The sequence below is a fragment of the Helicobacter mehlei genome, from assembly GCF_007280785.1.
GTDB classification, from domain to species: Bacteria; Campylobacterota; Campylobacteria; order Campylobacterales; family Helicobacteraceae; genus Helicobacter; species Helicobacter mehlei.
On sequence record NZ_VKGC01000047.1, the window covers coordinates 1 to 1,933 of the forward strand.

At 44.1% G+C, this 1,933-nt stretch carries 2 protein-coding genes; both read right to left on the reverse strand.

Annotation, left to right across the window (positions count from 1 at the left end):
• The coding region (locus FNE76_RS07995) for a hypothetical protein (RefSeq protein WP_235852326.1) at window positions 1–1,124 on the reverse strand (1,124 nt) is incomplete at its 3' end.
• A 2-nt stretch (window positions 1,125–1,126) separates the two neighbouring features.
• Window positions 1,127–1,933, reverse strand: an 807-nt coding sequence (locus FNE76_RS08000; RefSeq protein ID WP_235895378.1) for a hypothetical protein, incomplete at its 5' end; no start/stop codon positions are given.

The following is a 1,933-nucleotide window of genomic DNA, read 5'->3' on the forward strand; positions in this document are numbered from 1 at the left end:
TCCCCCCCTCTATATTCATAAATAAAAGGCACAGGGTGGTAATCCACCACCCTATCACCACAAGCTCCCATACCAAAAAAGGCATCTTGCCAGTTAGCCCATTTGTGTTCTGGGTGCTTCTCTTTGGGGCTGGAGCAATCAAGATTGACATAATAAGTGCCCTTAATGGCAAAATAATTTTGGAACAAGGCAATTTTAGCGGCGTTGTTTTGGCGGCAACGGACTTGTTGGTTAAAGGTTTGGATATCGCCATTGTTATCGGTGTTTCTATCATCAGTAAGGATGATATGCAGATTTGCCTTTTTGAGCATATTGGGAAAATCCTCCACAATGCGCTGGCTTTGAGCAAAAATCTCCATATTGCTATCAACCGCACTGGGTAAGACAACATAGAGGTCTTTAGCTTGGGGGTTTTGAGAAAGGATCGTAACGATTTGAGAGATCGGAATGAGATCAAAAAGGGCGTTAAAATCACGGTGGTAGTAGGCATCATTAGCCTTTTGCATCTCTTGCATGCTCCGCCTAATCATTTGGCGGGCTTGCTTAAATCCACCAGAAGGGTCAGTGAGCTCAATAGCCAAAGTGTTGCCCTTGTCTAAAATCCATGTGCTATAAGTGGTGGTGCGCACACCCCAACCATAGAATGCGCCTTGATGTGCTTGGGCATAATCCTTGATCTGGGCGATGTTAAAATCTGTCCCTTCTAAGGGTTTTAGAGATAAAAGGGCGATGTCTCTGGGTTCATTTTCTTCCCCCTCATCATCCCCTTCAGGCACCTTATTGTTTAACATATCCCTAATCTTAGGGGGCGTGTTCTCATAGGCGCGCGCCTCTTGTATTCTCTGCTGGATATAGGTTTTCTCTTGGGGCGTGGCGCGCTCTAAGAAATCTTGAGCCCTGTAAGCTTGGCTGTTATCTTTACTCACCACAAAGACATACAATTTGTCATATGCTTTAGAGCGCACGGCAACCACCACATCAAACTTAGCATTTAAACTCGTGCGCTCTTTTTCAAGGGGGTTAGTGCCTAAAAACTTAGACAACGCTTGTAAATTATCCTCACTAGTAAGCCCACCAGCAAGCAAACTACCCATACAAAGGCATAGTAACATTAACAAACGCATATTTAATCCTTTTTGGGGAGTGTGTAAAAGAGGGGCAAGAAGAAAGCAAGATCATCTGAATCTGTAACGCGATTTTTAGCAAGCCCCAATCTAAGGGTCAATCTGATGTTTTGCGTGATGCGCGCCATAGTTTTATGTTCCAATGTATGAGTCTCTGCTTCATTATCCAACACATCCGAGTCTAAAAACCGCGTGCATTGTTGCAAACGCGCTATGGTGCTAAGGTGTTGCGGGTTTTGTTGGAAATATTGTAGGCAAAGAGCTGCCCCCAAGAAGAGAGTATTCTCCACATCTTCACTAGGGTATCCTCCTAATAACACCACATGCACCCTTGCCTCTTTGGTGAGCTTTTCAAGCTTAGCTACAATCTCTTTGGACGGGACTCCTTTAGAGATGTAATAGACCTCCTTAACGGGGTGCTTGGATGGGGATTCTAGGGTGATGGTGTTTTTTGGAGGCAGTGCCTTGATAAATGCTTTAAAAGCTTTGGCATGCGTGGCGATAAAACGCTCCTTTTGCAAGGGGTCATTATGCTTTGCTGCTTGCTGACGCAACTCTAGGATTTGCTTGTAATCTCTTGGATCGGGCAAAACTAGTCCTCCATTGGCAGCCAACATTAAACTACTTTTGGGATCCCATAAAGACACTTCTTGCTCTTGGGTTTGCACATTTTGCGCTAACAGCACATTAAAAGAGGTGGCGTGTAAGGGCACTTGTTTTAAAATCATAAACACTTCCTTTGGTTTAGAAGAGGGGACAAAATGCAAATACACTTGTTTAGTGGTTTTGGTGTTAAAATCTGAGGGGTT